This is a genomic window from Streptomyces mesophilus, assembly GCF_011044995.1.
Lineage (GTDB): Bacteria > Actinomycetota > Actinomycetes > Streptomycetales > Streptomycetaceae > Streptomyces > Streptomyces mesophilus.
The window spans coordinates 1-24,817 of sequence record NZ_JAAKZW010000038.1 but is presented as its reverse complement, the minus strand read 5'-3'; the positions used below and the strand labels follow the sequence as shown (position 1 = coordinate 24,817).

Here is a 24,817-nt window from a genome sequence, read left to right as displayed (position 1 = left end):
GCTTGACCAGCCCACCGTTGATGGATGTTTAATTCACCATGCGCAAGTGCTGAATCGCAATACGAATCTCGTAGTCCGGAGGAATCATGCGGGTCACCCAGGTGCGTACCTACGTCCTCAAACAGCCCACGGAGACTGCCTACTTGGGCAAGCTGAACGACGGTTCGGCGCCTGCGCCGGACCAGGGCTACTTCGTACGCCCGCCATGGCGAAGCCTGTACTCGGCCTTCATGGAGACGGTTCTCGTCCGCGTCACGACCGACGAAGGGGTGGAAGGCTGGGGCGAGGCGCTCGCGCCGGTCGGCCCCGAGGTCGTCGCCGCGATCATCGACCGCATGCTGGGGCCGTGGCTCGTGGGCCGGGATCCGCTGCGGGTACGCCCGTTGTGGGACGGCATGCGCGATCTCATGCGTGAGCGGGGCCACTTGGCGGGCCATCAGGCGGACGCCCTTGCCGCCCTGGACATCGCCCTGTGGGATCTGGCGGGCAAGGCGGCGGGACTCCCCGTGGCCCAACTCCTCGGCGGGGCCTACCGGACCGAGATCCCCGCCTACATCTCCGGACTGCCCGAGCCGACGGACGAGGGACGCGCCGAGCTGGCCGCCGACTGGGCGAAGCGGGGCGCATCCATGGTGAAGCTCGCTCTGGGCAACGGCGTCGAGGAGGACCTGGCCACGTACGACGCGGTGGCCGCCGCCGCACCGGGCCTGGGCATCGCCATCGACGCCCACTGGGTCTACTCCTTGCCGCAGGCCCTCGAACTGGGACGTGAACTCGACCGCCGCCGCGCCCTGTTCTTCGAGGCTCCCCTAGCGCCCGAGGACATCGCGGGGCACCAGGAGCTGGCGTCCCGGGTCACCACACCGATCGCGGTCGGTGAGGCGCTGCGCAACCGCTACGAGTTCCGCGACTGGTTCGACCGCAGGGCCACCGGACTTGCCCAGCCGGACGTGGCCCGCACCGGTATCACCGAGGCCATGACGATCGCCACGCTGGCCGACGCCCGCCACATCCCCGTGGCGTGCCACCACTCCGTGGGTCTCGGCGTGTCACTCGCCGCCGGACTGCACGTGGCCGCGGCCGTGGCCGACAGCCCCTTCTTCGAGCTGCAGCCCACGACGCTGCCCTACGCCCAGCGGATTCTGCGCACCCCGATCACCCACACAGCCTCCGGGTTCACCTTGCCGCAGGGTCCGGGTCTTGGCATCGACATCGACCAGGAGGTCCTCGACGACCTCGTTCAGGGAGGCTGACATGACACGCACCGCCACCCCCATCGGACTCGTCCCGATCCTCGCCACACCGTTCACCGCTGCCGGCGAGCTGGATCTGCCGTCCCTGCGCTCCCTGGTGGAATTCCAACTCGACGCGGGCGTGGACGGCTTGGCGGTCTTCGGCATGGCGAGCGAGGGCTTCGCGCTGGCCACCGATGAACGGGCCGTCATCCTGCGCGCGGTCAGAGAGGTGGCGGGAGAAGAGGTGCCGATCGTCGCCGGGGTGAACGGCACCAGCACCGTGGTGGCCATCGAACAGGCACGGCACGCCTCAGCCGGTGGCGCCGACCAGCTGATGGTGCTCCCCCCGTACCTCGCGAAGCCCAATCAGCAGCAACTCATCGAATTCTTCGGAGAAGTGGCCGCCGCGACCGACGCCACGGTCATGGTGCAGGACGCCCCCGGGGTCACCGGCGTCGCGATCGACGTGGCGACGATGACAGCCCTGGGCCGTATTCCAGGCATCACCTCGGTGAAGGTGGAAGCACCGCCCACCCCCGTCAAGGTGGCAGCGGTGACCCGCGCTCTGGACGAACTGGCGGTTCTCGGCGGTCTCAACGCCGCCTCGCTCATCGAGGAGTACGACAACGGCAGTGTGGGCACCATGCCGGCCTGCGAGTTCTCCGATCTGCTCCGCGGCATCCTCGACGATATGGCGGCCGGCCGGCGTGCCGAGGCGCGTACGGCGTTCGGCAGGCTGCTGCCGCTCATCCACCTCGGCATGCGCCCGGGCCAGGCATGGGCGGTGCACAAAGAGGTGCTGCGCAGGCGCGGGATCATCACGTCGGGCCGGGTGCGGCTCCCGGCGCAGGAACTCGAGCCGGTGACGGCCCGGGCGCTGGACGAGATCCTGGCCGAACTGCGCCTGCCTTCCTGGCAGAAGGTGCCCGTGTGAGCCGGTCGGTGCTGCTGATCGGCAGCTCTTCCCCGATCGGCGGGGCCATCGCTGCCGCCTTCGCCGAGGCGGGGGACAAAGTCGTCGGCGTCTCGTTGGACGGCGAACCCGGCCCGCACCTGGCCGAGTCGCTCGCTCTCGACGTCAGCACCGAGGAAGGAGCGGACGCGGCGGTCGGCCGCACCGTGCAACGGCTCGGCTCCCTGGACGTCCTGGTCCTTGCCGCAGCGGTGATGGCGCCGGCGCCGGCCCATGCCGTCACCGCTGAAGACTGGCACCGCGCGCTCACCAACACCTTGGACACCGCCTTCTTCCCGGCCCGGGCCGCCCTGGCCGTCCTTCCCCGGGGCGGCAGCATCGTCGCGGTGAGTTCCGTCAACGCCACCCTGGCCGCGCCCTGGCTGCCCGCGTACGCGGCGGCGAAGTCCGGAGTGGAGGGCCTGGTGCGGCAGTTGGCCCTCGAGTACGGGCCGCGCGGTATCCGCGTCAATGCCGTGGCCCCGGGGATGATCGACAACGACCACCTTCCGAAGGTCACCGAGGGGTATCCGCTGGGCCGCGTCGGCCGTCCCGCCGACGTCGCCGGCGCGGTGCTCTACCTCGCGGCGGCCGGGTTCGTCACCGGCGTCGTCCTGCCGGTCGACGGCGGCCTGTCGATCGCGTCCCCCGCGGCGTTTCTCCGCCCCGACCTGCGGCGCAAGTTCCTCGAGGACTGACCCGGAGCCAGGCATGACGAAGCGGGTGCGGGCCAGTGGCCCGCACCCGCTTCGTACGTGGTGACGTGGAGGGACGGTCCTGGCGCACGACCGGGATGCTTCTCCCCAACTCAGCGGCCCCCGCTAACCCATGGGCACCCGCGGCTGCGGTGCCCGGGCCATGGTGAAGCCCAGCGCGACGGACACCTCGTCGGCGGCCTCGACAACCATCAGGGCAAGCTCCCGCAGGCGCTGCGGGTCGTCCAGTTCGGAGAGAGGACCGCTCACGGACAGCGCCGCCACCACGTCCCCTCCACGGCCGCGGATCGGGGCGGCGACACAGGCCCGCCCGAAGGCGAGTTCTTCGATCTCCGTGGCGTAACCGCGGCTGCGCGCCTCGGCCAACGCGCTCTCCATGGCGGACAGCTCCGTGATCGTGTGCGGGGTGTAGGCGATGCCGAGCCCCTTGGCGTAGAACTCGCGTACATACTCCGCGGGTTGTGCCGACAGAAACGTCTTGCCCATGCCGGTGGCGTGCAGCGGCGCCGTACGTCCGGCCATGGTGAACGACTTGGGGGACTTCGAGCCCTCGAAGTTCCCCAGGTAGAACAGCTGGTCGTCGCGGAACTCCGCCAGATTCGCGCCGAGGTCGGCGACATGGGCGAGGTTCTGGGCGATCTGCCGCGCGGCCCGGAAGATCGACGAACTGTTGAGCGCCACCGACCCCAAGGTCACCACGGTCGGGCCCAGACGGTACAGGCCGGTCCGGGCGTCCTGTGCGAGGAAACCCATGCGGTCCAGCGAGGAGACCATGCGGGACACGGTCGACTGCCCGAGATTCGTCTGGGCGCAGAGCTCGGAGATCCGCAGTTCGCTGGTCTCATCGGTGAAGCAGGCGAGAAGCGACATCGCGCGCTCGACGGCCTGCGTTCCGGCGCCGTGTTCGGCAGCCATGGTTCTCCTGTCTTGTGGGCGGCGTCGATCGACCATTTATATCGGTCATCCGCTTTGTGGGTTACGTTTCCACGTATGGTCCGGCCCCACGGCGGAGGCCGGACCGGCCGGCGTCACCCCTGCTCGAGGGCGGTTTCGACCTTCTTGCGCAGGTCGTTGAGGCCACTCTGGACCCCGACCTGACCTGCGAGGATCGAAGCGACCCCTTCGCCGATCGCCGTATCGATCCGAGCCGTGGTGGACAACGTGTCCCAAGGGCTGAGCCGGGCGTGCTCCGCGACCGCACTGGCGAAGCCGATCTGGAACGTGTCCTTCTGCAGGGCCTCGATCCGGTCCGCCACCTTCTTGTCGGCGGGCGGCAGCGCGGACTGCTTGTACAGCGCGGTGGCGGCGCTGAGGTCGGTGGCCACGTAGGAGATGAAGTCCCTGCTCGTCTTCTCCCCCTTGCCCGCGCTGCAGGCCAGGCCCGAGCCCCAGAAGCGGTTGTACGAGGGGAGGCCCTTGGCGGTCGGCCGCTGCAACGGGCGGATGGCGGCGTGCAGCGCCGCCGAGCCGCCGTTGGACTTCACGAAGGTGTTGGCCAGCGGAGCGTCGTCGTACATGACGGCCTGCCCGCGCGCGAACATGATGCGCGCATCCGTGCGGGCGACGCCCGCCTTGGTGAGCTTGGCGTCCTGGAGCTCCTTGTACCACTCGATGGCCGCGACGCTCTCCGCGTCGCCGATGGTGCACTTCAGGTCCTTGGTGACGACCTCGCTGCCCCAGCCCCACATCCAGTGCACGGCGTCCTTGAGGTCCGGGTTCTTCGTGACCGCCGCGTAGGGGATGAGGTCGGAGTCCTGGCGCTTGATCTTCTCCAGCGCGGTCGCGAACTCCTCCACCGTCAGACCGCTCTTGAGTCCGACCTCGTCGGCGATCCGGCCGTCGCATACGAGTCCGATACCCGAGGCCGTCAGGGGCAGCATGTACAGCTTGCCGTCGACGCGCAGTCCGTCGACCACCGCACGCGGTATGTCCATGCCTTCGGCGAGATCGGAGAGGTCGGCGAGAATCCCCATGGGGACGAGCAGTTGCCACGGACCCTGGGCAACTCCGTTGAAGGAGCCGGACTTTGCGGCAAGGGCCAGCTGGGTGGCTGCCTGGTCGTAGGGGAAGATGACCGGCTTCACCATCTTGCCGGACTTCTTCTCCCAGCCCGCGACGACGGCCTGCCACGCCGCCTTCTGCGCGTCCTCACCGAGTGCGTTGCCGTACAGCTTGATCGTGTCGGCCTCCGACGCACCGCTCCCCGCAGCGTTGCCGGGCGTGGAGGTGGAGCACGCCGTCAGACCGAAGGCGCTGGAGAGGCCGAGTGCTCCGAGGCCCGCGAGGACTCCTCGCCGGGTCATGGCCTGCTGAGGGGCATGGTTGGACATGATGGCTCCGTCGTGTCTTTGGGGTGGGAGTCGTGCCTTGGGGTGGGAAACGGGCAGCTCAGCCCTTGACCGCTCCGGCGGCGAGGCCGGATACGAAGTACCGCTGCAGGGCGATGAAGATCAGCGCGAGGGGCAGTGAAGTGATCACCGAAGCCGCCATCAGGGCCGGCCAGTCGCCGGAGCCCTCGTGGATGAAGGCCGTGGTCATGCCGACCGGGAGCGTCTGCTTGTCCGGCCCCGCCAGCGTCAGAGCGAACAGCAGATCGCTCCAGCCGCGCATGAAGGCGAACATCCCGGCTGTGACCAGGCCAGGGGTGATCAGCGGAAAGATGATCCTGAACAGGATCGCCAGGTTGGAGAGGCCGTCCACCTTCGCCGCCTCGATGATCTCGTCCGGCAGCCCGTCGATGATGCCTTTGAGGAGGAACACGGTGAGCGGCAGCGTGAACGTGGTGAACGCCAGCACCACGGCCGTATACGTATAGAGGAGTCCCGCGGCGCTGAACATCAGGTACAGCGAGACCAGCAGCAGCACGCCGGGGACGAGCTGTCCGACGAGGAACATGACCATGAAGAGGTTGCGTCCGCGGTAGCGGAACTTCGACAGCGAGTACGCCATCAGTCCGGCAACCAGGACCGAGACCGCCGCGGTGCCGGCCGAGACGATCACCGAGTTGCCGAGTGCGGACAGCAGCGCGGTGTCCTCGAAGAACGCGCCGAAGTTGTCGAGCGTCGGGTTGAACGGGAAGAACGGCCGGTCCTTGGAGAAGACGTCCTCGCGTTGCATGAACGCGGTGGCCACCAGCCAGTACACCGGGAGCAGTCCGAACAGACCGAGCACCGCCAGGCTCAGCTTGCCGGCGACGCCGAGCGTCGGCCGGGTGATGCCCTCGCCCACATGGCGGGAGCGGCGCCGGGCCGGCAGAAACGACACGAGGCTCACCGTCGCGCCTCCAGTTTCTTGTTCAGCAGGAAGTACGCGGCACACACCACGGACAGGGCGACGAGCCACAGCACACCCATGGCCGCCGCACGGCCCAGGGAGAACTCGACGAACGCGTACTGATAGATGCTGACCGCGAGGGTCATGGTCGAGGTCCCGGGACCGCCCCCGGTCATCACGAAGATCATGTCGAACGAGCCGAAGTTGTAGATGAACTCGAGCATGGTCACCAGGGCGACCGGGCCGATCAGATGCGGCAGCGAAACGTGCCAGAAGCGCTGCGGGCGGGAAGCGCCGTCGATCGCGGCCGCCTCCAACTGCTCGCGCGGCAGGGTCTGCAGGACGGCCAGGATCACCACCATCATCCAGGGGAAGGTGTTCCACGACTTGGCGATGATCACCGCCGCCATGGCGGTCCCCGGCGCCCCGAGGAAGTCGACCTCCGGCAGGCCCACTTGCGACAGGACGTGGTTGAGCACGCCATAGCTGTCGTTGAAGATCCACGCCCAGAGGAACGAGACGACGACACCGGGCAGCAGCCAGGGAAGCATGAGCATCCCCCGCAGCACCGACCGACCCTTGAGGCGGGCGTTGAGGAGCAACGCGAGCCCCAGACCGAGGAACAGGGGAAAGACCGTCGCGAACACGGAGAACACGAGCGTGATCCCGAGGCGGTCGACGAAGTCGGGCCAGACGTCGGAGTAGTTGTCGAACCCGATGAACGAGCGGCCGGGCCGGATCAGGGACTGGTCGTAGAGGCTGGTCCCCAGGCTCGCCACCAGCGGGTACACCGCCACGGCAAGGAAGAGGGCCACTGCGGGGGCCGCGAGCATGAAGCCGAAGGTGCGGTCCCGCCCGTTGAGCGTGGTGCGCTTCCCCGCCCGCACCGGCGAGCGGGCGGGGGCTCGCACCGGCGGGGGTTCGGTGGTCATCGTCATATCAACTCCTTGCGACGCGACGGACCATATCTCAGAAGCGAAATCTGGTAAATGGATGTGACGCCCACATTGTGGTGAACTACCTAGGCCCGCTTGGGCGGACATGCCCCGTACAGGGTCTTTGAGCTGAACTTCCCTACAGGCATGCCGAGTTGAAGTGGTGCGACCACTGCAGCACGGCCGACCGGCCTCGCATAGCGGGCGAGGTATCCGCGATACGAATTGGCCTTGCGTACCAGGGAGTTGAGACGCCGTGGCTGCTGCTGCCGCTATGGGCATGGCGCTCAAGGCGAGCGCTCGGCGAGCCGAAGCGGTTCTCCTCGCCGCGGGCCGAGGACGGCGCGCACTACTCGAAGGAGCGATCGTTCCGCCACGCCGCTGACCGTCACGGCCCTGTCGAGGTCGCCTGCTCCTTCGCCGTGAACGGTGCGGGACCGGTACCGCGCCAGGTGCGCCGACCGCCCGTTAGTTGAAAATGATTATCATCGGCTATTGTCGTCCAGGTCCCCCGACCTGCCCCGTTCCACGGACCTGGATGTTCAGTGCGCATACCCACACCCCTGCCTGCCCTCTCCCTCACGGCTGTCGCCGCCCTGCTCCTGACGGGCTGCTTCGCACCCGACGGCGAGGCGTCCGACTCCTCGTCCGAGCGCCTGCGCGTGGTGATGATGCAGCCGCCGCGTTCCGGGCTCTCCCCGCTCAGCGACGACGCCTTCAAGCTGTCGCGCTGGAGCACCGCGGAGACCCTGGTCACGCTCGACGCCAACGGTGATCCGCAGCCCGCGCTCGCCACCTCCTGGCGCGCGTCCGGTGACGCGGCCTGGACCTTCACCCTCCGCAAGGGCGTCACCTTCCACGACGGCACCCCGCTCACCGCCGCGGACGTGGTCCGCTCCCTCACCCGGGCCGCACAGGCCGCGCCGAAGCCGCGCATCCTCGACGGGGTCGAGCTCACCGTCACCGCCCAGGGCGACAAGGTGAAGGTGGTCACCGCGGCCCCGGATCCGCTGCTGCCCCAGCGTCTGTCCTCGCCCCAGCTGTCGATCCTGGCCGCCAAGGCGTACCGGGGGAAGACGGTGAACCCCGTCGGGGCCGGCACCGGCGCGTTCGTCCTCAAGAAGGTGAACGGCACCAGTTCCGCCACGCTCGACCGCAACGGCGCGTACTGGGGCGGCCGCCCCGAGGCGCCCGGGATCGACGTGCGGTTCGTGCCCGACGGCACCGCGCGGGCCGCCGCGCTGCGCAGCGGAGAGGCGGACATCGTCGAGTCCGTGCCGGTGTCACAGGCGGCGATGCTCGATGAGGACCAGATCACCGAAGTGCCGATGCCGCGCACGAACACCCTCTACCTCAACACAGAACGGGGCGCCTTCGTCGACCCCGCGCTGCGGGCCGCCGCCCGCGGCGCGATCGACGCCGAGGCGCTGGTGAAGGGGGTGTACGAGGGGCGCGCGGACGTGGCCGAAGGGCTGCTCGGGCCCGCCATCCCGTGGGCCGAACAGCGCGCCGGGCGCACCGAGCCCGCCGCGCCCGGCAAGCCGGACGGCAAGGCGATCACCATCGGCACCTTCACCGACCGCGCCGAGCTGCCCGAGGTCGCCGCCGCGCTCCAACAGCAGCTCCAGCAGGCCGGGTTCACCGTGAAGCTGGAGGTCCGGGAGTACGCGGCGATCGAAGCCGACGCACTCGCGGGCAAGTTCGACGCCTTCATCCTGTCGCGGGCCACCGTGCTCGACTCCGGCGACCCGGCGGCGTACCTCTACAGCGATTTCGCGAGCGACGGCTCGTTCAATCTCTCCCAACTCGCCGATCCCGCCGTCGACAAGGCCCTGGGCAAGGCCACGAAGGCCGCCTCCGGGCCGGAGCGGCGCGCCGCGATCCTGGCCGCCGAGAGTGCGGTGCTCAATGCCGACGCGGCACTCCCGATGCTGCACGAACGGGTCATCCAGGGCGACTCCCCCCGTGTGGTCGGTTCGGCCAAGGATCCGCGCGAGCGTCTGCTCGTCACGCCCGACACGTACGTGAAGTGAGGGCTCCGGCATGAGAGCGGCACTCGCTCGTGGGGCCGGCACGCGGGCGGCGTCGGCCCGCACGGCCGGAATGAGGGCGGCGGCTCGTAAGGCCGGCATGCGAGTGGCCCTCGCTCGCGTCGCAGGACTTGCCGTCGTCCTCGCGCTCATCGGGCTCCTGCCCTGGCTGTCCGGCCGGGACGCGGCGCTCAGTGTGCTGCGTGCCCGGTCCGCCGAGCAGGAGGCGACCGCCGAGGCGTTGACGGCGATCCGCGAGGACCTCGGCCTGGATGCCGGGCCCCTGGCCTTGCTGGGCCGCTGGGCCGGCGGGCTGCTGCGCGGCGACCTCGGCCGGTCCTGGGTGTCGGGGTCGGATGTGCTGCCGTCCGTGCTGTCCGGGCTCACGGTGTCGCTTGCCCTGATGGGCGCCTCGCTCGTCGTGGCCCTGCTGGTCGCGGTCGCGCTGTGCTCGCGGACGGTGGTACGGGGTGCGCGGGGCACACTGCGCGCGTCGGGCTCCCCGGGGGCGACGGCCGCCATGCTCGCCTCCGTACCCGAATTCCTGCTGGCGACCGTGCTGTTGATCGCGGCCGGTGTCTGGCTGGGGTTGCTCCCGACCTCCGGCTGGCAGGGGCCGGCCTCGATGGTGCTGCCCGCGCTCGCCATGGGGGTGCCCGCCGGAGGGCTGCTCGGCCGCCTGGTCGACGACGCGCTGCCCGGGGTGTACGCGGAGCGCTGGGCCGACCTGTGGCGTGCCTCGGGTGTCTCGGCGTCCCGGATCGCGCTGGCCTCGCTGCGCCGGGCGGTGCCCGCGATCGTGCCGCAGTTCGGTCTGGTCGCGGTCGGGCTGACCGGGGGCGCGGTCGCGGTGGAGGCCGTGTTCGCGATCCCTGGCATCGGCCGCACCGCGCTCGGCGCCGCCAAGGCGCAGGATCTGCCGCTGCTGCAGGGTGCGGTGCTTGCCCTGCTCATGCTGGGACTGGTGGCGGGTGTGCTCGCTCACCTCGTTCGCGGATGGCTGCTCGGCCCCGGCCTCAGGGATGCGGCTCTCGCGCTGCCGGCCGCGCCCCGGCGCTCGACGGGCCCGGCGCAGAGGGCCGTTCCCTCGGTGCTCGCGGCGGTGCTGCTCGCGGTCATCGGGTGGGGGCTGGTGCGTGAGCCGTACGCCGTCGATGTCTCGGCCCGGCTCTCCGCCCCCTCGTGGCACCACCCTCTCGGCACCGACGGTCTCGGCCGGGATGTGCTGGCGCGGCTCGGCCACGGCGCCGCCGCGACGGTCGGCGTGGCGCTCGCGGTCTGTCTCATCAGTTATCTGATCGCGGTCGCGATCGGCTTCCTGCCGTCGCTGTCCTCGGGGATCGCCGATGTCGCCAACGCGCTGCCGCCGGTCATCGTGGGCATCCTCGTCGCGGCGGCGCTCGGCCCGGGCACGGCCGGGGCCTCGGTGGCCGTCGCGCTGATCTCCTGGCCGCCGCTGGCCGCGCACGCCGCGGCTCTCGTGCAGGAGACCCGTTCGGCCGGGTTCCTCACCGCGCAGCGGGCGATCGGCGCCTCCCCGCGCTGGGTGCTGACCCGGCACGTACTGCCGGCCGTGGCAGGACCGGTGGCCCGGCACGCGCTGCTGCGCCTGCCCGGCATCGCACTCGCGCTCGCCTCGCTCGGCTTCCTCGGGCTCGGCGCTCAGCCACCGGCTCCCGAGTGGGGGCTGCTGCTCGACGAATCACGCGCGTACGTGGAGCGGGCGCCGTGGGCCGCCCTCTCACCGGCGCTCGCGCTGGCTCTGCTCGCCGGTCTGGCCGTGTCGCTCTCCCACACCACCTCGTACGCGCCGAAGGGACAGCGCGCATGACCGACCGTCAACTCCTGTTGTCCGTACGCGATCTGCACGTCACCTTCCCGGAGGAGCGTCTGACTCCCGTCCGGGGCGTCTCGTTCGACGTACGCAAAGGAGAGGTGCTTGCGCTGGTCGGCGAGACCGGGGCGGGCAAGTCACTGACCGCACGGGCCGTGCTCGGAATGGCGCCGCCCACCGCGCGGCTGAGCGGCAGCGTGGAATTCCGCGGCCGCGAGATCCTGGGCGCATCGCGTGCCGTGTACGCCGGGCTGTGGGGCCGCCGGCTCGCCTTCGTACCGCAGGACGCGCTGTCCGTGCTCAGCCCCGTGCACACGGTCGGCGATCAACTGGCCGCCGCCGTGCGCTCGGTGAGCGGGACGGGGCGCCGCGCGGCGCGGGACGCCGCGGTGGCGGCCCTCGAACAGGTCGGCATCGCGGACGCGGCCCGGCGGGCACGGGCGTATCCGCACGAGTTCTCCGGCGGGATGCGCCAGCGTGCCGTCCTCGCGATGGCGATGATCAACGAGCCGGACCTGGTGGTCGCCGACGAACCCACCACCGCACTCGACCCCGCCCGCCAGGAGCAGGTCCTCGAACTCCTCGCCGAGCTGCGGGAGTCGAGCGGTGCGGCGATGCTCCTGGTGACCCACGATCTGGGGGTCGTGGCGCACCACGCCGACAGGGTCCTCGTCCTGTACGCGGGCCGGGCCGTTGAGGCGGGGCCCGTGGCGGACGTACTCGCCCGGCCCCGCGCCCCGTACACCGCGGGCCTGCTGGCCTCCCTGCCCCCGGACACCCCGGCCGTCGACCGCCGGCTGCCCGCGATCGGCGGCGCACCGCCCGCGCCATACGAGCTCGCCGACCTGAAGGGCTGTGCGTTCGCCCCGCGCTGCCCACGCGCTGACGATCATTGCCGCACCGAGGCTCCGCGCCCCGAACCGGCGGCGGACGGCCACCTGGTCGCCTGCCACCACTGGCGCGAACTCCCTGCTGCACCACAGCAGTTGTTCACCGAAGGAACCACCCTGTGAACCCCGTCCTGAGCGTCCGCGACCTCACCGTCCGCTACCCCGGCCGCAGCCGGCGCGCGGCGCCCGTGACCGCCGTCGACCGGGTCTCCTTCGACGTGGCCGAGGGTGAAACCCTCGCGCTCATCGGCCCCTCCGGCTCCGGAAAGTCCAGCACCGGCGCGGCCGCCCTGATGCTGCGCCGGCCGGACGGCGGCGAAGTCCACTTCGACGGGCGGGAGTTGACCGCGCTCGACGAGAGCGCGATCCGCCCGCTGCGGCCGCTGCTCCAGCCGGTCTTCCAGGACCCCTACGGCTCGCTCAGCCCTCGTCTGCGGATCCGTGACGCGATCGCCGAGCCGCTGCGGGTCCAGGGCCGGTGGGATCCGAAGACCGGACCGGACCGCGTGACCCACCTCCTGGAGACCGTCGGGCTCGATCCGCGGCTCGGCGACCGTCTGCCGCACGAACTGTCCGGCGGCCAGTGCCAACGCGTCGGCATCGCCCGGGCGTTGGTCAGTGAGCCGCGGTTGCTCGTCCTCGACGAACCGGTGTCGGCCCTGGACCCGTCGGTGCGCGCGGGAGTCCTCAATCTGCTCACCGGTCTGCAGGAGGGCCTCGGCCTCGCCTACCTGTTCATCTGCCACGACCTGGCCGTCGTACGGCATGTCGCCCACCGGGTCGCCGTCATGGACGGCGGCCGCATCGTGGAGACGCTCGCGGCCACCGCCCTGTACGGCCGGGGCGAGGTCCACCCCCGTACGCGGGAACTGCTCACGAGCGCGTTCCCCCGGCCTCGTACCACTGGAGCAATGCGATGATCCCGCCCATCGGGCCCGGCACGAAGACCGCGCACCACGTGCCGGTCGACCTGGGCAGCCTCACCGTCGAACTGCCCCTCATCCAGGTGTGTGGGGTGCGTCCCGGACCGCGGGTCGTGATCACGGCCGGTATGCACGGCGGCGAGTTCTGCGGCATCGAAGCGGCCACGCGTCTCGCGGCGCAGCTGACGCCCGAGGAGGTGCACGGCGACGTCGTCATCTGCCCGGTGGCGAACCCTCCGGCCGTGTACGACGGACGCCTCGGTGTCTCGCCGCTCGACGGCGTGAACATCAACCGGGTCTTCCCCGGCGACCCAGCCGGCGGCCCCACCGAACGGCTGGCCGCCTGGCACACCGCGCACCTCGGCGCCGGGGCCGACCTCTACGTCGATCTGCACTCCGGCGGCATCGACGAAACCCTGCGCGACTTCGTCGGCTACCGCCTGACCGGAGACCACGCGCTGGACGCCCGTACACGTGAACTCGCCCACGCCGTCGGCATCGAGGACGTGATCATCGGCCGCACCGCCGAGGGTGGCAACAGCCATGCCGCCGCCGCCCGTCGCGGCATCCCGGCCCTGCTCGTCGAGGTCGGCGACCGCGGCACCCGCGACCCGGACACCGCCGCCCGTCTCGTCGGCGGTCTCCTCAGGCTCCTGGGCAAGGCGGGTGTCACGGCCCTTACCGACGGCAGCGAGCCGATGCCGGTACGCGAGTGGCTCTGGGCCTGCTCGGTCACCGCCGAAACGACCGGACTCTGGTATCCGGCTCTCACCGCCGGTGACGAAGCGACAGCCGGCGCTCCGCTCGGCCACCTCGTCAGCCCCGCCGACGGCACCCGCACCACGGTGGTGTCCCCGGCCACCGGGCGGCTCTTCTACGGCATGCACGCGCTCACCGTCCGCCGCGGCGCGGAACTGGCGGCGATCGCCGAACGGAAGGTGGCGTGACGGATCAGGACAGCACAACTAAGGCGCGAGCCGCAGGTGAAGCATCGCCTCGAAGCGGGCTTCGGGGGTGGACAGGTCGAGACCGGACACCGTGGCGAGCCGTTTCAGGCGGTAGCGGAAGGTGTTGGGGTGCACGTGCATGGCGGCCGACGCGGAGATGACGTCGCCGAACGCGTCGAGCCAGGCCGCGAGCGTCTCGGTCAGCGTCGTGCCGTGCTCGGCGTCGTAGACGCGCAGCCGGACGATCGGGTTGTCCGGCGGGCCGCCGTCGGTGGCGATCCGGTCGGCCAGTTCGAGGAGCAGGGCGTCCACATAGACCGCGGCGAGGCGGGCGGTCCGCAGGTCCGGTCGCCGCTCGCGCAGTACCCGCAGGGCCTGGTCGGCTTCGGCGCGCGAACGGCGCAGGTCCTCGGGTCTGCCCGCGACACCGCCGACGCCGATGACGGCCGACGCCCGGTCCCCGATCCGCTCCAGGAAGGACTCGGCGACCCGCCGGGCCGCCTCGTCCGAAGTGGCGGGCAGTACCGCGTAGGTGACGCCGCCGAGTGTGGCGGTGGCCGTCCTCGGGTGGATCGCGTTCAGATGGAGGGCGAGGGCGCCGGCGATCCGGTCGGCCGCCACGACCTGGTCGGCGGCCGGTGAGGTGTGGGTCACCGCGGCCCGGTCGGCGGCCGGTGACGTGTGCGTCGCCGCGAGGGCGAGTACGCAGGCGGGCTGGGCGGACAGACCGAGCCGGGCAGCGGCTCCGGGAGCGCCTTCGCCGCCTTCGAGGAGCGTGGCGAGCAGGTCGGCGCGGAGCCGGTGCCCGACGTCCTCGCCCGCCCTGCGGCGCAGCAGATGCAGGGCGGCGACCTTGGCCGCGTCGCTCAGGGCGCGCTCGCGGTCCCTGGTCAGGGGCTGCTTGACCACGACCCAGATGGAGCCGAGGATCTCGCCGCCCGCGCGGACCGCGATCGCGACCCGCGGCTTGGCCGCGATCCCTTCCAGATACAGCGGCTCGTCGTTGCGGTAGAGCAGCCGGAACGCACCCCGCTCCTCCAGGGCCCGCAGCTTCTCCGCCGGGACCTGACGGTCGAGGATCGTCGCGATCCTGGCCTCGTCGCCCTCGTCCTGACGGCTCGAGAACGCGAGCACCCTGCCGTCTCGGTCCTCGACCGTCACCGGCCCGTCGAGCAGCGCGGAGATCGCGTTGGCCAGCGCGAACAGGTCTCCGGCGAGCGGCTCTTCGGCCGGCTCCCCGACGAGCTCGTCGACCGAGAGCATCGACCGCAGGAGAGCCGCGACCTGCGCCCAGGAGGCGCCGGCCATCAGACCGAGCACCGGGATCGCGGCCTTGTCGACGGCCGCCTGAACCGCTTCGTCCACGGCGATCGGGGCTCGTACGATGACGGCCGCAGCGCCGAGGACGGCGGCCCACTCGACCAGGCCCACGACCTCGTCCGCGCCGTAGATCCCGACGCCGAGGACGATCGCCCCCGGCAGGCGCGCCGGGGCGTCGTGCGGGTCGTGGATGAGTACCCCGCCGACCGGCCGCGCCGGATCCGGTTCGCCGACCGTGGACACGATGAAGGTCGAACCCAAGTCCGCGAGGACGCGGCCGAGCGGGGCTCGCCCGCTCATCGCCGCTCCCGGTGGCCTCGTGGCGAGGGCCCCACAGGCAAACTCGCGGCTGCGGCCTTCATCGATCCGCCTTCCGTTCGACGAGATACCGGCCGTCGCGGGTGAATCCGGTGACGGCCGCACCGTCCGCGAGCAGGCCGCCGAGGGTTTCCCGCAACGCCGAGCGCCAGGCCTGGGCGGCCGCCGGACGCTCCCGGCGCAACGTCTCGATGTCGGACGGGATGCGGACGCTGACGCACGGGCCGTCGAGCGGTCCGCGCACGGGCAGTCCGTCCGCGTCCGCGTCGAGCCCCGGGGCAGCGTCCGTGGGGACGGGTGCCTGGCGGTGCGGCCGGATGCAGGCCTCGGCGACGGCGGGGTCGGCGAGGTTCCAGCCGACGAGCAGCCGGTCGGATCCCTGGCCCTTGTTGACGCTGTCGTCCATGACCCCGTAGAAGTCCGGCAGATACTCCTCGGCCACCGCGCCCAGCTTGGCCAGGTTGAAGTAGGCGTTGCGGCTGACCAACGGGTCGTAGGTCCAGGTCACCTTGGTGAGGGAGCGTTCGAGGCACCAGGCCCGCTGATGGACCTTCAGCGCGAACCCGATGTTGTGGCCGCGGGCGCGCGCGTCGACGCCGGCGATGTGCGAGTGCAGTCCGGCCTCCGCGAGGAAGCCGACGCACACGCCGATCAGCCGGTGGGCTTCGTACGCGCCGGCCACGTAACTGCCCGAGTGCTCAAAGCCCCTGAGCAGCGCCATGGTGATGAGCGGGCTGTCCGCCGGGGGCCGCCACACCCGGTCGAGCAGGGCGCAGGCTTCCCGGAACTCCGCCTCCTGCGACAGCTGCCTGATGGTCACGCCGGACCGCCGCTGAGCCAGGTCGGACGCGGCTGCGGACACGTCGACGAGCTCGCTCACGCCTCCTCCCGTACGGAGCAGTGCTGTTGCCCGGCCCGAAGGGCTTCGGTCGGGGCGTGCAGGGTGGCGTGCTCGGTCAAGGTCGCCTCGCAGGTGTCCGGTGCGGAAGTCGGCCCCCCGCCCGCCCCGGCTGTGTGCGCGAGGCGGGCAGTGGGCCACGGTCGGTGAGTGGGTCAGGAGAGCTGCAGGGGGCGGGTCGCCGGCACGGCGGCCGCGGAACCGGCAGCGTCGCCCGCGCCTGCGCCCGCTGCGGAGCCGGGACAGAAGGTCGCCTCCATGACAGCGGTCGAGATGCCGCCCTGGTCGACCCAGTCGCCGTTGATGTTGGTGCTCGCGACCTTCGATCCGTCGCGCAGACCCATCGACCACGACAGCGAGCCGTGGATCGTGCCGCCGTGCCCCCACACCTGGACACCGCAGGACAGCTTCTGCCTGATCATGCCGAGCCCGTATCCGGTGTTGGGGATCCAGTTCACGGTCTCCACGGCGGTGAACATCTCCTTCTGCTGGGCGGGACGCAGCAGACGCCCGCCGAGCAGCGCGCTGTAGAACCGGTTGATGTCGCCTGCCGTGGAGATCATGTCGCCGGCCGAGCCCGCCCAGGTCGCGCTCATCTCGGTCACGTCGTGCACCGGCGCCGCGGGGTCACCCGTCATGAGCTTGGAGTAGGCCCGGCCGTGCGGCCCCACGATGGTCGTGCTCTTACCCGGCAGATACGTGTTGCCGAGGCCGAGCGGTCCGATGATCCGCCGGGTCACCTCGGCGCTGAGCGAGCGGCCGGACACCTTCTCCACGATCATCCCGGCGAGGATGAAGTTGGTGTTGGAGTAGGCCCAGGACGTACCCGGTGCGAAGTCCGGGGCGTGGCCCATCGCCGTCCTGACGAGGTCCTGGGGCAGGACGCTGTCGAAACGGTGGTCGAGGAAGCCCTGGCCGACCAGCTTGGCCAACACCCCTGCGTCGTTCGTGTAGTTGAAGATGCCGCTCGTGTGGTTGAGCAGCTGCCGTACGGTGATCTTGCTGCCGTCGTGGCCGTTGCCCTGCACCACACCCGGCAGCCACTTCTCCACGCTGTCGTCGAGGCTGAGCCGTCCCTCACCCACCAGCTGCAGCAGGACCGTGGCGGTGAACGTCTTGGTGGTGCTGCCGATCCGGTAGCGGTCGTAGGACACCGGCTTGCGGTTGGTGGAGGTGTCCGCGACTCCGGAGGTGCCGAACCACCGGCCGGCACCGTTCTTGACCTCGGCGAGAATGCCGGGCGCCCCTCCCTCGCTCACCGCGCGGTCCAGCACACGCTGGACGGCGTCGTTCGTTGTCCTGGGTTCCGCGGACGTCGTGGGGTCCGCGGACACGGCCACGGACACAGCCGGTGACGCGACCATGACCATGGCCGCGATGCTCGCGGTGAGGACAGCTCTGAAACGCAACATGGGGCTTCCTTTCGTGGCGAGGCTCGCAGGGACGTACTCCCGGGCAGCGCATCCGGGCAGTGCCTCCGGGAGCCGACATCGTCACCGGTCGCGGCACGCCCTGGCTAAGTGCGGCAGGACGAAATCCCGCCCGCCGATTGGTGCCGCGGGATGAACCCGCCCCTGCGGCCCCTTGCGACCTGGCCGCCAAGTGCCCTTTGGACACCGGCACATATAACAGCGCCCGCATTCGTACGACGGTCCGAAGAGGCGCCCGGGCGGCTGGCCTAGCGTTCGCTGTTACCTCGTCAGGGCCCGTACGACGTGCATGACGTGGGTGACCTGCATGAACACCTCACCTTCCGCGCGCTGACGTCCGACCTGGAGGTCCTCTCATGGCGCCCCGTAAGAACCTGACGGTCCTGCTGCTCGCCACCGCGGTGGCGCTGACCGCCTGCTCCGGTGGCGGTGCGTCCACACCGGCGGCCGGCGGCCGGACCCTGGTCATCGACACGTCCTTCGACCTCAAGACCGCCGACCCGGGCCGGATGTACGAGGCCACCGGACTCTTCGTGGGCAAGGCGGTCTACGAGACGCTGCTCACCTTCGAGGGCGGCGACGTGACCAAGCCGGTGCCGGCGCTGGCCGAGTCGTACACGCTGTCCGACGACGGCAAGGTCCTCACCCTCAAGCTCCGTTCGGGGGCGAAGTTCAGCGACGGCTCCCCGCTCACCGCCGACGACGTGGTCTTCTCCCTGACCCGGCTGCGCGACATGAAGGGCAACCCGTCGTTCCTCCTGGCCGGAGTCGAGGTGGCCAAGACGGACGACTCCACGATCACGCTGACATCGAAGACACCCAACCCCGCGCTGCCGTACATCCTGCCGAACCCCACCCTCGGGATCCTCAACAGCAAGGTCGCCAAGGAGCACGGCGCGACGACCGACGACAAGGACAAGGCGGAGCAGTACCTCAACACGACGTCGGCCGGATCGGGTCCTTACACGATCGAGTCGTTCAACGTCAGCAACCAGGTGGTGCTGCGGGCGAACAAGAAGTACTACGGCGACAAGCCCGCGTACGACAAAGTCGTCATACGCAACGTCGAGGCGGCGACCCAGAAGCTCAACGTGCAGCGCGGCGACAGCCAAGTGGCGCTCAACCTCTCCGGCGACCAGGCCAAGGGCATGTCCCCCGCCGTGCAGGTGAAGCGGACCGCTTCGGCCAACGTCATCTACCTGCACCACAGTCGGAACAAGGCGCTCAGCAAGGTGACGTCGAACCCGAAGTTCGTGGAAGCCGTGCGCAAGGGCGTCGATTACAAGGGCCTCCTCGAACTGGCCGGCGAAGGGTCCGTGCAGGCGCCGGGCATCATCCCCTCCCAACTCCTCGGCGCGCTCCCGCCCGACCAGGCGCCCCGGCGCGATGTGGCGGGCGCGAAGGCGGCGCTGGCGGCAAGCGGCCTGAAGAACCCGAAGGTCGAGCTGGAGTATCCGAGCGAGCTCACGGTGAACGGTCTGTCCCTGCAGCCGCTGGCCGAGCGCATCCAGTCCAACCTCAAGGAAGTCGGCATCACCGTCGACCTCGCACCCGCACCCCTCACCACCGCGGCGGACAACTACCGCAACGGCAAAGAGGAGATGGGCCTGTGGTACTGGGGCCCTGACCACCCGGACCCCACCGGCTACCTGGTGTTCCTGCCCGGCCAGATGGTCGGGGAGCGCCTCGGCTGGAAGGCGGGCGCGGACAAGAAGCTGGAGGCCGCGGGCGAGAAGGCGGCCGCCGCGGTCGGCGAAGAGGCGCGCAAGCAGGCCTTCGCCGACGTGCAGACGCAGTTGAACACCACGGGCCCGTACGTCCCGCTCATCCAGCCCGGCCAGAACATCGTGACGGCCGCCTCGGTCACCGGCCTCGAATACCACCCGGTGTGGACCGTCGACATCGCCGACCTCGGTGTCAAGTGACATGACGAGCACGCAGAATCGGGTACGGCGCCGCAACGGGCCACTGCCCACGTTCCACGTCCGCGGCCCCATCCTCGGATTCCTCGCCCGCAGGCCGCTGCTCAGATTCCTCGCCCGCAGGATCCTTGTCGCGATCCTGCTTGCCTGGGGCATCACGCTGGTCACGTTCGTCCTGACCAACCTGGTGCCGGGCGACCCGGTGGCGGCGAACCTGGGGCAGCGGGCGGTCGGCGATCCGGTGGCCGTGGCGCAGTGGCGGGCCGAGCACGGGCTCGACAAGTCGCTCCCCCAGCAGTACTTGCTGTTCCTCGAGGGCCTGCTCCACGGTGACCTGGGCACGAGCCAGCAGTCCCACCGGCCGGTGAGCGAGGACTTGGCGGAGTTCGTGCCCGCGACCCTGGAACTGGCGGGCGCGGCCATCCTCGTATCACTGGTGCTCGGTGTGGCCTTCGGCCTGATCGCGGCCCTGCGCCGGGACCGACTGGCGGACCACGTCCTGCGGATGCTGAGCCTGATCGGGGTCTCGGTGCCGACGTTCTGGCTGGCGCTCCTGGCGTTCTACGTCTTCTTCTACCGGCTCCAACTCACGCCGGGCAGCGGCCGGGTGGACCCCGCCATCGGCGCGCCACCACCCGTCACCGGCCTGCACACGGTGGACGCGGCCCTGGCCGGCCGGTGGGACATCTTCACCAGCGCGCTCGGTCACCTGATCGTGCCCGCCCTGGTGCTCTCGCTCTACACGATCGGGCTGCTCACCCGCTTCACCCGCAGCGCGGTCCTCGAGGTGCTCGGTCAGGACTACGTCCGCGCGGGCCGGGCCAAGGGCCTCTCGGGCCGGGTGATCCTCTTCCGCTACGTGCTGCGGTCCGCCCTTGTACCGATCATCACGGTGGCGGGGCTCGCGTTCGGCAGCCTCCTGTCGGGCACCGTGCTCGTCGAGGCGATCTTCGCCTGGCAGGGCGTCGGGCAGTACGCGTACAAGAGCGCCACCGCCCTCGACCTGCCCGCCATCATGGGCGTCGGCCTGGTGGTCAGCGGCGTGTACCTGGCGATCAACCTGCTCGTGGACGTCCTGTACGGCGTCATCGACCCCCGGGTGAGGCTGCGATGAGTCAACTGCCCCTTGCCGTAAAGCGCTTGTCCGTCACGGTGAAGCGGCTGCCGGCCGCGCTGCGGCGACTGCCCGAGGCGTGGCGGCGGCCGCAGGCCGTGGCCGGAGCGGTGGTGGCGCTCGCCTGGCTCCTTGTCGCCGCCGCCGCACCCCTGCTCGCTCCGTACGATCCACTCGCCCAGGAGCTGCCACGTCTCGCCGAACCGGGCCCCGGGCACTGGTTCGGCACCGATCAGCTCGGCCGCGACATCCTCAGCCGGGTCCTGTACGGCGCCCGGGTGTCGATCCCGCTCACCCTGCTCCTGGTCGCCCTGTCCGTACTGATCGGCGGGTTCCTCGGCGGTGTCGCGGGGTATTTCGGCCGCTGGGCGGACGAGGTGATCATGCGCTTCGCGGACCTCGTGTTCGCGTTCCCGACGATCATCCTGGCCATGGTGGTGGCGGCCGCACTCGGCGCCAGCCTCACCAACGCGGTGCTCGCCGTGCTCGTGGTGGCCTGGGCGTCCTACGCCCGGGTCGGCCGCGGTCTCGTCCTGGCCGTGCGCGAGCGGGAGTTCGTGCTCAGCGGACGGCTGCTCGGCTTCTCGGTCTGGCGGTCGCTGCGCGTGGACGTGCTGCCCAACGTGGTGGGCCCGGTCCTCGTGCTCGCGACCCTCGACATGGGCACGGCACTGCTGCTGCTCTCCGGCCTTTCGTTCCTGGGCCTGGGCGCCAAACCGCCGTCCGCGGAGTGGGGGGCGATGGTGGCGTCGGGCATGGAGGTCTTCGACAGCTGGTGGGTCGCCACGTTCCCGGGGCTCGCGATCCTCACCGTGGTGCTCGCGTTCAACTTCCTCGGTGACACGCTGCGCGACGCCCTCGACCCTCGTACGGCCCGCGCCGTGAAGGAGCGTGCGCTGTGACGCTGACGATCACAGGTCTACGGGTGGCGATCCGGGACACGCAGATCCTGTCCGGCATCGAGCTCGCCCTCCACAAGGGGCAGGTACACGGTCTGGCCGGCGAGAGCGGGTCGGGCAAGACCATGACGGGCTTCGCCGTCCTCGGCCTCCTGCCGCACGGCGCACGGGCGAGCGGACGGATCGAGCTGGCCGGGCGCGACCTGCTCGGGCTCCCCGACAAGGAACTCAACCGGGTGCGCGGCAACGACATCGCGATGGTGTTCCAGGACCCGTCCACCAGCCTGCATCCGATGCTGACCGTGGGCAGGCAGCTGACCGAGCACATGCGCCCGCACCTGGGCCTGGGCAAGGCCGAGGCACGCGAGCGCGCGCTCGAACTCCTCACCAAGGTCCGCATCCCCAACCCGGCGGAGGCGTATCGGCGCTATCCGCACCAGTTCTCCGGCGGCATGCGGCAGCGCATCGCCGTCGCGGTGGCGCTGGCCTGCGATCCGCAGGTGCTGATCGCCGACGAGCCCACCACCGCGCTCGATGTGACCGTGCAGGCCGGCATCCTGCGCCTGCTGCGCGGCCTGTGCGACGAACTCGGGCTCGCCGTCCTGCTCATCACCCATGACCTCGGTGTCATGTCGGCGATCGCCGACGAGGTGAGCGTGCTGCGCGACGGCCTGGTCGTGGAGTCGGGCGCCCGGAAGTCCGTCCTGCGCACGCCCACCCATCCGTACACCCGCTCGCTCCTCGAGGACCTGCCATGACCCTGCTCAGCATCGCCGACCTCGTCGTCGAGCACCGCTCCCCCGGGCAGCCGCCCGTCAGGGCCGTCGCCGGGGCCGGGCTCACGGTCGCGGCCGGTGAAGTCGTCGGTCTGGTCGGTGAGTCGGGGTGTGGCAAGTCGACGCTGGCCCGCGCCGTCTGCGGACTGCACAACGTGGCGGGCGGCTCCATCACGTTCGAAGGCCGCCCGGTCACCCCGCTCGGTCTGCGGCGCCGGGCGCTGACCGGGATCCAGATGGTCTTCCAGGACCCCTACTCCTCCCTGAACCCGCGTCGCCGGGCCGGCGACCAGATCGCCGACGGCCTGCGCGTCAGCGGCGACTCCGTCACTCCCGCCGACCTCCTCGAACGCGTCGGCCTGCCACGGTCGTTCACCCACCGCCATCCGCACGAACTCTCCGGCGGGCAACGCCAGCGCGTCGCCATCGCCCGCGCGCTGGCCGCCCGCCCCCGCCTGCTGATCGGCGACGAACCCATTTCCGCGCTCGACGCCTCCGCCCAGTCCCAGGTCGCCACCCTCATGCGCGATCTCGCCGTAGATTCGGGCGCCGGACTCCTCTTCATCAGCCACGACCTGTCCGTGGTCCGCTTGATCGCCGACCGGATCGCGGTGATGTACCTCGGCAAGATCGTGGAGATCGGCGACACCGCCTCCGTCTGGGACGCCCCCCAACACCCGTACACCCAGGCCCTCTTGCGGGCCATCCCGCACCCCGACGGCCTCGGCACCCTGCCCGCCGAACTCCCCGGCGACGTCCCCGACCCCGCCGACCCGCCGCCGGGCTGCCGCTTCCACCCGCGCTGCCCGCACGCGATGGACATCTGCCGCGTACAGGAGCCCGACTTCGGACCGGCCGCCTGCTGGCTGCACGCCCCGTCCGACCTCACAGAACAGTCGGCGAAGGTATGAGGAGGCGGAGTGAAACCCGCCACCGCCCCGCACCCCCGAATCACCGCAAACCAGCCCGCATCATCAACACAGCCTCTTCACATACGGCATTTCCCACACCCCCGAACCCTTGTGCCCCTGAGCGCGTACGCGCAAAGGTGACGCAATTCCTGTTATCCGCCGACGCCCTCACGGTCTCCTGATCGCCGGCCCGGGGAGGCGGCGAGCGAGAGGGAGAGTGGACGGACGTGGGTGTGAGCCGAGAGAGCGGCGCGCTGGTGCGCGCGGCGCAGCACGGTGACCGCAGAGCGCAGACCGAACTGGTCACCGCGTATCTGCCGCTGGTCTACAACGTCGTGGGCCGCGCACTGAACGGTCATGCCGACGTCGACGACGTGGTGCAGGAGACCATGCTGCGCGCCCTGCGCGGCATCGGAGGCCTGCAGGATCCGGGGCGTTTCCGGCCGTGGCTCGTGGCGATCGCGATGAATCAGATACGGGGCCACTGGCAGGCGCGCCAGTCCGCGCCCGACGGCTTCGGGGCCCGGGACGAGTTCGATCTGGCCGATCCCGCCGGGGACTTCGTGAATGTCACGATTGTCCGGCTCGGCCTGGAAGGTCAGCGGCGCGAGGTCGCCGAGGCGACGCGCTGGCTGGAGAGCGACGACCGGGAGCTGCTCTCGCTGTGGTGGCTCGAGGCCTCCGGAGAGCTGACCCGTCCCGAGCTCGCCGCGGCTCTGGAGATCTCCGAGCAGCATGCCGCGGTGCGGGTGCAGCGAATGAAGGGCCAGCTGGAGACCGCCCGCGTGGTGGTCCGTGCGCTGGCCGCACCGCCCTGCCCAGGGCTCGGTGCGGTGGTCGGAATCTGGGACGGGGTGCCGTCCGGGCTGTGGCGCAAGCGAATTGCCCGACATGTCCGCGAATGCCAGGTGTGTTCGCGGCACGCGGCGGATCTGTGGCCGGCCGAAGGGCTGCTCGTGGGCTTCGGCCTGGTGCCGGTGGCCGGCGCCGCGGGAGCCGGCTTGTTCGCCGCGCTCGGGTTGTACGGGGCGTCGGCGGCCGAGACGGTCGCCTTCGCGTCGTCGTCGGCGGGGTGGGGCGCACCGGAGCGTGAGCCGTGGGACACCAGGGCGGGTGGCCCTGGGGACGCCCGGCGGGCCGACCTGACCCCGGCCGGTCCCACTCGCGCCGAGGAACGCCGGATGCGGGTGCGCAAGCGCCGCCGTACGGCCACGGCGGCCGCCGTGGTGGTGCTGCTCGTCACGGGCGTGACGGCCGTGGGGATCGACCTCCTTTCACCGGACGCCGACAGCGACAAGGTGCAGGCGGCCAACGCCACCGAGTCGGACTCCCCCGCCGAGGCCGAAAGCACCGACGCCGATACGCCCTCACCGAGCCCGTCCGTATCGAAGTCGCCGAAGCCTTCGGCGAGCAAGAAGCCCTCGCCGACGGCGACCCCGAAGCCGGCCACCCCCAAGCCCCAGCCGACGAGGACGAAGACCACCGAGCCCGCAC

The 24,817-nt window shown here is 70.9% G+C and carries 21 protein-coding genes; 14 read left to right on the top strand and 7 right to left on the bottom strand.

Annotation, left to right across the window (positions count from 1 at the left end; genetic code table 11):
* Positions 1–86: 86 nt before the first annotated feature.
* Genes G6045_RS12795 through G6045_RS12785 form a run of 3 tightly spaced genes read left to right on the top strand, consistent with a single transcriptional unit; the run spans position 87 to position 2,885 of the window.
* Positions 87–1,253 carry a mandelate racemase/muconate lactonizing enzyme family protein gene (locus tag G6045_RS12795; RefSeq protein WP_165332027.1) on the top strand — a complete coding sequence of 389 codons (1,167 nt, stop codon included), beginning with the start codon at positions 87–89 and terminating at the stop codon, positions 1,251–1,253.
* Between the two features lies 1 nt (position 1,254).
* Complete coding sequence (locus G6045_RS41425) at positions 1,255–2,169, top strand: dihydrodipicolinate synthase family protein (protein ID WP_165332026.1); 915 nt, start codon at positions 1,255–1,257, stop codon at positions 2,167–2,169.
* Positions 2,166–2,885, top strand: a complete 720-nt coding sequence (locus tag G6045_RS12785; RefSeq protein WP_328707747.1) for an SDR family NAD(P)-dependent oxidoreductase — start codon at positions 2,166–2,168, stop codon at positions 2,883–2,885. Before G6045_RS41425 ends, G6045_RS12785 begins: the two co-directional genes overlap by 4 nt.
* A gap of 123 nt (positions 2,886–3,008) precedes the next feature.
* Here the strand turns inward: G6045_RS12785 and G6045_RS12780 are convergent, their stop codons facing one another.
* The 4 genes from G6045_RS12780 to G6045_RS12765 form a co-directional block, all read right to left on the bottom strand.
* Positions 3,009–3,818: an IclR family transcriptional regulator gene (locus tag G6045_RS12780; RefSeq protein ID WP_165332024.1), complete on the bottom strand. Its 810-nt coding sequence runs from the start codon at positions 3,816–3,818 to the stop codon at positions 3,009–3,011.
* 113 nt (positions 3,819–3,931) lie between these two features.
* Positions 3,932–5,233 carry an ABC transporter substrate-binding protein gene (locus tag G6045_RS12775; RefSeq protein ID WP_165332023.1) on the bottom strand — a complete coding sequence of 434 codons (1,302 nt, stop codon included), beginning with the start codon at positions 5,231–5,233 and terminating at the stop codon, positions 3,932–3,934.
* Between the two features lie 58 nt (positions 5,234–5,291).
* On the bottom strand, positions 5,292–6,167 hold the full coding sequence (locus G6045_RS12770; protein ID WP_206343655.1) for a carbohydrate ABC transporter permease: 876 nt from the start codon (positions 6,165–6,167) through the stop codon (positions 5,292–5,294).
* A gap of 5 nt (positions 6,168–6,172) precedes the next feature.
* A complete protein-coding gene (locus tag G6045_RS12765) occupies positions 6,173–7,108 on the bottom strand; it encodes a carbohydrate ABC transporter permease (RefSeq protein ID WP_165332022.1) in 936 nt (311 codons plus the stop codon).
* A gap of 548 nt (positions 7,109–7,656) precedes the next feature.
* Here G6045_RS12765 and G6045_RS12760 point away from each other — a divergent pair.
* From G6045_RS12760 to G6045_RS12740, 5 genes are all read left to right on the top strand, one after another.
* Positions 7,657–9,144, top strand: a complete 1,488-nt coding sequence (locus G6045_RS12760) for an ABC transporter substrate-binding protein (protein WP_165332021.1) — start codon at positions 7,657–7,659, stop codon at positions 9,142–9,144.
* Positions 9,145–9,241: 97 nt separating this feature from the next.
* Positions 9,242–10,972: an ABC transporter permease subunit gene (locus tag G6045_RS12755; protein ID WP_165332020.1), complete on the top strand. Its 1,731-nt coding sequence runs from the start codon at positions 9,242–9,244 to the stop codon at positions 10,970–10,972.
* Positions 10,969–11,988, top strand: a complete 1,020-nt coding sequence (locus G6045_RS12750) for an ABC transporter ATP-binding protein (RefSeq protein ID WP_165332019.1) — start codon at positions 10,969–10,971, stop codon at positions 11,986–11,988. Before G6045_RS12755 ends, G6045_RS12750 begins: the two co-directional genes overlap by 4 nt.
* Positions 11,985–12,785, top strand: coding sequence for an ATP-binding cassette domain-containing protein (locus G6045_RS12745; RefSeq protein WP_165332018.1), 801 nt, complete (start codon positions 11,985–11,987; stop codon positions 12,783–12,785). Before G6045_RS12750 ends, G6045_RS12745 begins: the two co-directional genes overlap by 4 nt.
* Complete coding sequence (locus G6045_RS12740) at positions 12,782–13,735, top strand: M14 family metallopeptidase (protein ID WP_165332017.1); 954 nt, start codon at positions 12,782–12,784, stop codon at positions 13,733–13,735. The genes G6045_RS12745 and G6045_RS12740 overlap by 4 nt, the downstream gene beginning before the upstream one ends.
* An 18-nt stretch (positions 13,736–13,753) precedes the next feature.
* On the opposite strand, the gene G6045_RS12735 is transcribed toward G6045_RS12740, so the two are convergent.
* The 3 genes from G6045_RS12735 to G6045_RS12725 form a co-directional block, all read right to left on the bottom strand.
* Positions 13,754–15,355 carry a PucR family transcriptional regulator gene (locus tag G6045_RS12735; protein ID WP_165332016.1) on the bottom strand — a complete coding sequence of 534 codons (1,602 nt, stop codon included), beginning with the start codon at positions 15,353–15,355 and terminating at the stop codon, positions 13,754–13,756.
* 58 nt (positions 15,356–15,413) lie between these two features.
* On the bottom strand, positions 15,414–16,253 hold the full coding sequence (locus G6045_RS12730; RefSeq protein ID WP_328707746.1) for a GNAT family N-acetyltransferase: 840 nt from the start codon (positions 16,251–16,253) through the stop codon (positions 15,414–15,416).
* A gap of 173 nt (positions 16,254–16,426) precedes the next feature.
* Positions 16,427–17,683: a serine hydrolase domain-containing protein gene (locus tag G6045_RS12725; protein WP_165332015.1), complete on the bottom strand. Its 1,257-nt coding sequence runs from the start codon at positions 17,681–17,683 to the stop codon at positions 16,427–16,429.
* Between the two features lie 374 nt (positions 17,684–18,057).
* Between G6045_RS12725 and G6045_RS12720 the strand changes: the two genes are divergently transcribed.
* From G6045_RS12720 to G6045_RS12695, 6 genes are all read left to right on the top strand, one after another.
* A complete protein-coding gene (locus G6045_RS12720) occupies positions 18,058–19,626 on the top strand; it encodes an ABC transporter substrate-binding protein (RefSeq protein ID WP_165332014.1) in 1,569 nt (522 codons plus the stop codon).
* Position 19,627: 1 nt separating this feature from the next.
* A complete protein-coding gene (locus tag G6045_RS12715) occupies positions 19,628–20,737 on the top strand; it encodes an ABC transporter permease (RefSeq protein WP_165332013.1) in 1,110 nt (369 codons plus the stop codon).
* Positions 20,738–20,763: 26 nt separating this feature from the next.
* Positions 20,764–21,639, top strand: a complete 876-nt coding sequence (locus tag G6045_RS12710; protein ID WP_235967849.1) for an ABC transporter permease — start codon at positions 20,764–20,766, stop codon at positions 21,637–21,639.
* Positions 21,636–22,394: an ABC transporter ATP-binding protein gene (locus tag G6045_RS12705; protein ID WP_165332011.1), complete on the top strand. Its 759-nt coding sequence runs from the start codon at positions 21,636–21,638 to the stop codon at positions 22,392–22,394. Before G6045_RS12710 ends, G6045_RS12705 begins: the two co-directional genes overlap by 4 nt.
* Positions 22,391–23,323: an ABC transporter ATP-binding protein gene (locus G6045_RS12700; protein ID WP_165332010.1), complete on the top strand. Its 933-nt coding sequence runs from the start codon at positions 22,391–22,393 to the stop codon at positions 23,321–23,323. Before G6045_RS12705 ends, G6045_RS12700 begins: the two co-directional genes overlap by 4 nt.
* Before the next feature lie 227 nt (positions 23,324–23,550).
* The coding region (locus G6045_RS12695) for an RNA polymerase sigma factor (protein WP_328707745.1) at positions 23,551–24,817 on the top strand (1,267 nt) is incomplete at its 3' end.

Coding starts and splice junctions, on each gene's coding strand:
- G6045_RS12795 (WP_165332027.1), top strand. CDS start 87: ATGCGGGTCACCCAGGTGCGTACCTACGTCCTCAAACAGCCCACGGAG.
- G6045_RS41425 (WP_165332026.1), top strand. CDS start 1,255: ATGACACGCACCGCCACCCCCATCGGACTCGTCCCGATCCTCGCCACA.
- G6045_RS12780 (WP_165332024.1), bottom strand. CDS start 3,818: ATGGCTGCCGAACACGGCGCCGGAACGCAGGCCGTCGAGCGCGCGATG.
- G6045_RS12775 (WP_165332023.1), bottom strand. CDS start 5,233: ATGTCCAACCATGCCCCTCAGCAGGCCATGACCCGGCGAGGAGTCCTC.
- G6045_RS12765 (WP_165332022.1), bottom strand. CDS start 7,108: ATGACCACCGAACCCCCGCCGGTGCGAGCCCCCGCCCGCTCGCCGGTG.
- G6045_RS12755 (WP_165332020.1), top strand. CDS start 9,242: ATGCGAGTGGCCCTCGCTCGCGTCGCAGGACTTGCCGTCGTCCTCGCG.
- G6045_RS12750 (WP_165332019.1), top strand. CDS start 10,969: ATGACCGACCGTCAACTCCTGTTGTCCGTACGCGATCTGCACGTCACC.
- G6045_RS12740 (WP_165332017.1), top strand. CDS start 12,782: ATGATCCCGCCCATCGGGCCCGGCACGAAGACCGCGCACCACGTGCCG.
- G6045_RS12735 (WP_165332016.1), bottom strand. CDS start 15,355: ATGAGCGGGCGAGCCCCGCTCGGCCGCGTCCTCGCGGACTTGGGTTCG.
- G6045_RS12725 (WP_165332015.1), bottom strand. CDS start 17,683: ATGTTGCGTTTCAGAGCTGTCCTCACCGCGAGCATCGCGGCCATGGTC.
- G6045_RS12720 (WP_165332014.1), top strand. CDS start 18,058: ATGGCGCCCCGTAAGAACCTGACGGTCCTGCTGCTCGCCACCGCGGTG.
- G6045_RS12715 (WP_165332013.1), top strand. CDS start 19,628: ATGACGAGCACGCAGAATCGGGTACGGCGCCGCAACGGGCCACTGCCC.
- G6045_RS12700 (WP_165332010.1), top strand. CDS start 22,391: ATGACCCTGCTCAGCATCGCCGACCTCGTCGTCGAGCACCGCTCCCCC.